The 7,583-nt window shown below is 43.8% G+C and carries 3 protein-coding genes and 1 pseudogene; all 4 read left to right on the top strand.

The window, feature by feature from the left end; translation table 11 throughout:
• Positions 1-97: 97 nt before the first annotated feature.
• Positions 98-412 (top strand): annotated as a pseudogene (locus CHB62_RS10445) (Fur family transcriptional regulator); the annotation flags it as partial.
• Positions 413-1,485: 1,073 nt separating this feature from the next.
• On the top strand, positions 1,486-2,808 hold the full coding sequence (locus tag CHB62_RS10440) for an AAA family ATPase (RefSeq protein ID WP_089366797.1): 1,323 nt from the start codon (positions 1,486-1,488) through the stop codon (positions 2,806-2,808).
• 3 nt (positions 2,809-2,811) lie between these two features.
• Positions 2,812-3,465, top strand: a complete 654-nt coding sequence (locus CHB62_RS10435; protein ID WP_089366796.1) for an RloB family protein — start codon at positions 2,812-2,814, stop codon at positions 3,463-3,465.
• Between the two features lie 350 nt (positions 3,466-3,815).
• Positions 3,816-7,481 carry an isoleucine--tRNA ligase gene (gene ileS, locus CHB62_RS10430; protein WP_089366795.1) on the top strand — a complete coding sequence of 1,222 codons (3,666 nt, stop codon included), beginning with the start codon at positions 3,816-3,818 and terminating at the stop codon, positions 7,479-7,481.
• The last annotated feature ends 102 nt before the right edge of the window (positions 7,482-7,583 follow it).

Raw genomic sequence — 7,583 nt, 5'->3', positions numbered from 1 at the left:
AACGAAAGACCAAGAGAAAAATTAAACTTTTCTACTCCAAAGTGTGAGTTCTTTAAACACGTTTTGTAATTTTGCACTTGCTGGTTGACTCTGCGTCCTTTCTTTAAAGAAGAAACTCCCTACTGTTAGTCGCACAACTGTGTATAATACGCTACGCATGTTGTCTGAACATGGAGCGGCATCAATGATTACTATTGACGATCATCGTGTCTGCTACGATGGTGTAACAGAGCCACATGCACACTTCTTCTGCAAACACTGCGAGAAAGTATTCGACTTTGAGGCAATGGAAATGCCACGTTATACTGGCGAAATCGGCAAGGGATTCAGAATTGATGATACACAGCTTTATTATAAAGGTATCTGTCCTGACTGCCTTAAAGCAATGAGCGAGGAGGAAGGACTTAACTAAGTCGCTCCCTCGATATGTGTTACATACACCTATCTAACGCTCTGCACAGAACCAGAATAGGCGACTGACGACAGCTCTCTAATGTACTGAGAAGAGCGTCACACCTATTTATAATACAAAAACAGACGAGGAGACATCATCTCAAAAGTTTTTTCAACACTGCTTTTTGCTATGTTCTCAAAGGAACATTGCCCATAGTGTGATGCCTTTCAATAGGACTATCGCACAAGTAAAATAAGCATACAACTAACGAAATTACGACCGTGACCGACACAGTCGGCACATCCGTCAACCCCTACGGACGCACAATCAGTGCGTCCGTTATTTGTTTCTTACTCTCAAACCAAGCTACATCAGCCATTTAGAAATTATCTTACAAAAAACCTCACCCACGTATCCCTCCCAACTCAAAACGGCTCTCTCAAACTATCCTCATAACCATCAAGAAATCAAACTATTACAAACTGTACCGAAGAAGACGCCTATTAAGGTTCAAGAAGGGCCTTAGTTACACTCAAGAAGGGCGTCTTCTCCATGCAAGAAAGGCATCTTCTACAACCTTATTAGGCCTCTTCAAAAACGGAACTATGATTTTTCTTTACAAAACACGACCATAATCCCTACCCATACAAGACAATCCTACGAACAGAACCCAACGACTGCCACAAGTAACAAGCTTTCCTTTCATTACCTCCATCGAGCACAGTCACCTTACTTATTAGCTACCAGCTATGTCACACAAGACACGGAACATGACAGCAAAACAATTCAAACCCCAACTTATAATAAGATATGTAATCGCATTGCATGGTAGGATATCCTTATCATTCGATATATTGGAAGGACCCTACATCTTACTCCTTAAAGCATTCGTACATAGCGTTTGAAAACAAATCCTAATACTGCGAACTAACGAGACAAGCATCCGACAAGATAGAGAAAATCGGTAACACTACACAAAGAAGACAATCTCTGTTATTTACAAGATTATTGTAAGTATTCGACATTATATTTGGATATGTTAAGTGTTTTACGTATATTTGCAACGTAAACAAGTGCAAATACGTCATCACATGATATTAAGAATAACCGTCGAGAACCTACTCTCATTCAAAGAAGAAACTCAAATCAGTTTCGTTGCAGGTAAAAGTGATAAACACTCTGAACAGGTTTGCCGCGCAGAAAAGCGTGACGACATCTCTGTACTCAAAGCGGGTATCATCTACGGGGCCAACGCTTCGGGCAAGAGTAACATCATCAAGGCTGTTGATATACTACAGAAGATTGCGCTGGAAGGCGTCCCTAAGAATGAAATAGAACCTTTCAAACTTGCTACATTGGGAAATAAACCTTCAAAGGTTGAGATGGAGTTTAAGGTTGGCAAGAAGTATTATGCTTACGGAGTAGAGTTCTCTGTCAAGGGAATTGCCGAAGAGTGGCTGTTTGAAACCAACAGTCGTTCAGACATGGAAGTATTTACACGTAAGGTGTCTGCTGATGGCAATGAGTTTACCTTTGGTTCCTTCACTGCGAGTGAAGAAGAGAAACAGCTTGTGAAATTCATCAGCATGAGCACTCCGAAGAATGACAGTTTTCTTTCAGAATATATCAAACGAAATGGCAAAGGCCTTAACGCCATCACTGAGGCCTATCGTTGGATGAAAGAAAACCTAAAGATTATCTTCCCAAAGACAAGGTTTGAAGGTCTGTCTATCCGTGTGGAAAAAGACAAACAGTTTGCTATTGCCACAAAATCGCTCCTTGACTATTTCAATACAGGCATTGTTGATATACGACGAGTAAGGGTGGCTAAGGAGAACTTAGAGCTACCCAAGGAACTTGTGACAGACATTCTTGCAGAAGCAGAACCTGGTAAAGGGATTGTAGTCGCCTCTCCCTCTAATTCAGCCTTCTATTTCTTTGAGTCAGAAAAAGACGGAACTATGTCTATCTATAAGCAGAATACCATCCATAAAGGTGAAGATAATAGAGAGATAGCATTTGAGATGAATGAGGAGTCTGATGGGTCTATAAGAATCATGGACTTCATCCCTATGCTCATTGACCTGCGTCTGAATGAGACAGTCTATCTGATTGATGAGATTGACAGAAGCATGCACCCCATGCTTTCACAGAAGATTCTTGAATATTACTTCGGCCATCTCACAGCTGACAAAGACACCCAACTCATCTTCTCTACGCACGAATCAAACCTGCTAAACTTAGACTTGATTCGTGCTGACGAGGTGTGGTTTGTTGAGAAAGATGCTGTTGGAGCCTCTCATTTCACCTCCCTTGCAGAATATAAACCAAGAGAGGATGTTCGTAAGGGATACCTACAAGGTAGATATGGAGCTATCCCCTTCTTTGCACCTATTAATAGTCTAAAGTGGTAAACAATGAGAAAACGCAAGAGTTTTGAGCGTCAGGAAGGTATCAAATCAGGCCGCCTGGTAGTCATTGCTGCAGAGGGTAAAGATACTGAAAACATCTACTTTGAAGAGATGAAAGCCTCTATGCATGCCTCTGGTGTACATGTAGAGGTATTGCGTAGAGGTACGAATGAATCCAGTCCAGAAGAGGTATATCGACAGATACAAGGCTTTGTTAGTGAATATGATATTGATGAAGACGATCAGTTATGGGCTGTTGTTGATAGAGACAAGTGGACGGAGAAAATGCTATCTGAGGTTGCTATGAAATGCTCTCAGAACAGATTTTTTAACTTCTGTGTCAGTAACCCTTGTTTTGAACTATGGCTAATTCTGCACCTTGAGGATGTGGAACACTATTCAGAAGAAGACTGGAATGGTCTGTCAGAGAACAAGAAGACAAGCCGGAATGGTGACACTTGGACCAAGAAGAGACTTCGTTCGCTCATGGGAAGCTATCGTGAATCGAAATACGAGGCCGCAACTCTACTCCCCAATATTGAAAATGCAATCGCAAGAGCAAGCAAACTGGACATCAAACCAGATGATAGATGGCCACAGACCGTGGGTACCAGAGTCTATCTCCTTGTTAACAGTATCTTAGCTAAGGACCAACAATAAAGTTCTCGCCCGAGGAAGTGCAATAGAGAAAATATATTATCTTACGCCTAATCGAATTAATCTATTATTTCAAAGAGGGCTAACATGGTCGCAGTGAGGACTTAGCAAACATATAAACGGTAAAGATGGCGAGCCATACCTATTATTAGTATCATTACATAATACGCCCCAAAACGACAAAACACACCTTGTATAGCAATAGACACATTAGGACACAAGAAATGTAATTCAAGCTAATACTTTGCATGAAAGAGGATGGATAGTCTTTCATATAATAAAAAGTTTGGTAGTTTCAGTTGTTATTTGTATCTTTGCATGTATTTAGAAAATAAGCAAAACAATTATATAGTATGGCAAAGAAATTCGCCGAGCACAAGGGACTTGACCTTGTTAGCACAAATCAGGAAGTATTGAAAGAGTGGGAGAAGAAAGATATCTTCCACAAGAGTATTGATGAACGTGAGGGCGAACCACAGTTCATCTTCTTTGAGGGACCACCATCTGCGAATGGTCATCCCGGTATTCACCACGTGTTGGCACGCTCAATTAAGGATACTTTCAACCGTTATAAGACCATGCAGGGTTTCCAAGTACACCGCAAGGCGGGCTGGGATACTCATGGATTGCCTGTAGAGTTGGGTGTAGAAAAAGAGTTGGGTATCACAAAGAAAGATATCGACAACCATGCATCTGACAAGTATATTTCAACAGAGGAATATAATCATAAGTGTCGTGAGAATGTAATGAAGTTCACTGCTGAATGGCAGCAGTTGACGGAACAGATGGGCTATTTCGTTGATATGGAACACCCATATATTACATACGACAACAAGTATATTGAGACCCTATGGTGGCTCCTTAAGCAACTCTATAACAAGGGGTTATTATATAAGGGTTATACCATTCAACCTTACTCACCGGGTGCTGGTACTGGTCTGTCAAGCCATGAGCTAAATCAGCCTGGCTGCTATCGTGACGTAAAGGACACTACCGTTACGGCACAGTTTACTATCCCTACAGAGGATTGGAAGGCATTGGCTGACAAGGCAAACTTGCCAAAGGAGACATGGGGCAAGCCATGCTTCGTAGCATGGACAACCACCCCATGGACATTGCCATCAAACGTTGCGCTCTGTGTTGGTCCAAAGATTGAATACGTCATTGTCGAGACTTATAACCCATACGACGCAGAGAAACTGACGCTCATCATGGCTGCCAGTCGTGTAGCAGCGTATCTGAAATCAGAAGGAGAGATAACTGATGGTGGCGAACTACCAGCCTACGAGCGTGGCGACAAGTACGTTCCTTATCGTATCGTAGGCCGTCTGATGGGTACAGAACTTGAGGGTCTGCACTATCAACAGCTCATGCCATGGGTAAAGCCAGTTGAACAGACGGGCGATTATGCGCCTAAGTTTGTGAACGATTACGCAGCTGCTCACCCAGAGAAGGTGTTTGCCAGTGAAGATGGTCGTGACAAGTTTGTGGAGATGGAGAGCGAGGCTTTCCGTATCATCCTTGGCGATTACGTCACAACAGAAGATGGTACTGGTATCGTACACATTGCTCCTACCTTCGGTGCTGACGATGCTAAGGTGGCAAAGGATGCGAACATCCCTGCCCTCTACTTGATTTCTAAGAAGGGCCAGACACGCCCAATGGTCGACCTCCAAGGTAAGTACTATACTATTGACGAGTTAGACCAGAACTTCGTAAAAGCCTGTGTCAACGTTGAAGCATACGGTCATCATGCAGGCGACTATGTGAAGAACTCATACGATCCACGCTTCAATCCTGATGGTGTATGGGACAAGAAAGCTTCAGAGAAAGCCGAGGACTTGAACATTGTCCTTTGTATGGAGATGAAGCAGGATGGTACTGCCTTCAATATCCAAAAGCATGTACACAACTATCCTCATTGCTGGCGTACGGATAAGCCAATCCTCTACTACCCTCTTGACAGCTGGTTTATCAAGGACACAGCAAGGAAGGAACGCATGGTAGAGTTGAACAAGACGATCCATTGGCAGCCTGAATCAACTGGTACGGGTCGCTTCGGAAACTGGCTCGAGAACCTGAATGACTGGAACCTCAGCCGTTCACGCTTCTGGGGAACACCACTGCCTATATGGCGTGATGAGAACCGTGGCGAGAAGTGTATAGGCTCTGTTGAGGAATTATACAACGAGATTGAGAAATCTGTTGCAGCTGGTATCATGGCGAAAAACCCATTGAAAGAGGCTGGCTTCGTGGTAGGTGACTTCAGTCAAGAGAACTATGATAAGATTGACCTCCACCGTCCTTACGTTGACGACATTGTCCTCGTAAATGATGAAGGTAAACCAATGCACCGTGAATCAGACCTTATTGATGTTTGGTTCGATAGTGGCTCTATGCCTTACGCTCAACTTCACTATCCATTTGAGGGTGAGATTAATGCTGAAGGATTGAAGGCTACGGGTAAAACTGAGGCTGAATATCGCGACCAATTAGTACACTCATGCTATGAGGGCGTGGCTGTTCCACCAGCATTCTTCCCTGCAGACTTCATTAATGAGGGTGTTGACCAAACTCGTGGTTGGTTCTTCACACTCCATGCGATTGCTACTATGGTGTTTGACTCAGTTGCTTTCAAGAACGTTATATCAACGGGTCTTGTGCTTGATGCCAAGGGCAACAAGATGAGTAAGCATGTGGGAAATGTGACAAACCCATTCGAAATGATGGACAAGTACGGTGCCGACCCTGTACGCTTCTATATGATGACCAACAGCGAACCATGGGATAACTTGAAGTTCGACCCAGAAGGTGTTGATGAGTGTCGTCGTAAGTTCTTCGGTACCTTATATAATACGTATAGCTTCTTTGCTCTCTATGCAAATGTTGACGGCTATGATGCTACAACATGCGAGTCTGTAAAGGCCGAGGCACCCGAGATTGACCGTTGGATTATCTCTAAGCTTAACTCCCTCATAAAGGGTGTTACAACAGAGTTAGAGAACTTTGACCCAACACGTGCAGGTCGTCTTATCGACTCATTCGTAAACAACGACCTCAGTAACTGGTATGTTCGCCTGAACCGTAAACGCTTCTGGGGCAAGGAGATGAGTGCTGACAAGAAGAGTGCTTACGACACATTATACACTTGTCTGATGACTGTTGCACGTCTGTTGGCGCCTTTCGCTCCATTCTATGCCGACCAGCTCTACTCTGACTTGGGTGGTAAATTGGAGAGCATACACCTGGATCGCTGGCCAGTAGCCAACGAGTCTGTTATTGATGCTGACCTTGAAGCACGTATGGACATGGCACAACGCATTACATCAATGGTTCTCGCGCTGCGTCGTAAGGTCAACATCAAGGTACGTCAGCCGTTGGCACAGATTATGGTCCCTGCTATCGATGCAACACAGAAGAAGCACATCGAGGCTGTAGCAGACCTTATTAAGCACGAGGTGAACGTTAAAGACCTCACATTCGTTGAGGGTCAGGGCATCCTTGTCAAAAAGGTTAAGTGCAACTTCCGTGTTATGGGTAAGAAGTTCGGCAAGTTGATGAAGCAAGTAGCAGCTCGCATGGATGCGCTCTCACAGGATGAGATTGCTGCTTTGGAGGCTACTGGCGAGTTCAATTTCGACTTAGAAGGACAGCCAATCAAGGTTGAGGCTGCAGATGTAGAAATCATCTCAGAGGATATCCCAGGCTGGCTGGTAAGTAACGAGGGTAACTTGACTGTTGCGCTGGAGGTTGAACTGACAGAAGACCTACGTCGTGAAGGAATGGCACGTGAGCTAATCAATCGTATACAGAACCTCCGTAAGGAGACTGGTCTTGAGATTACTGACCGCATCTCTGTTGTTATCGAGCCAAATAAAGAGGCTGAGGCAGCAGTATCATCATTCGGTGAACTGATTAAGACACAGGTTCTTGCCAACGATATCACACTCGCAGAGAACAATGGAACAGATGTTGAATTTGACGAATTCAGCCTCCATATAGAAATAAGAAAAGACTAATAAGAATACTGGGGTGTGTAAGCCACTCACCTATAAGCCCAAGACAATAGCGGACGTGTCATGTGCACGTCCCTATTATCAGGCTTTCAACAGTTCCTATAT

It is taken from the genome of Prevotella jejuni (genome assembly GCF_900187995.1).
GTDB lineage: Bacteria > Bacteroidota > Bacteroidia > Bacteroidales > Bacteroidaceae > Prevotella > Prevotella jejuni.
The sequence above is the reverse complement of the archived record's forward strand: the minus strand, read 5'-3'. Positions and strand labels throughout refer to the sequence as shown.

Excerpts from the sequence above, each read along its gene's own strand:
- CHB62_RS10435 (WP_089366796.1), top strand. The coding sequence starts at position 2,812 with ATGAGAAAACGCAAGAGTTTTGAGCGTCAGGAAGGTATCAAATCAGGC.
- CHB62_RS10440 (WP_089366797.1), top strand. The coding sequence starts at position 1,486 with ATGATATTAAGAATAACCGTCGAGAACCTACTCTCATTCAAAGAAGAA.
- ileS (WP_089366795.1), top strand. The coding sequence starts at position 3,816 with ATGGCAAAGAAATTCGCCGAGCACAAGGGACTTGACCTTGTTAGCACA.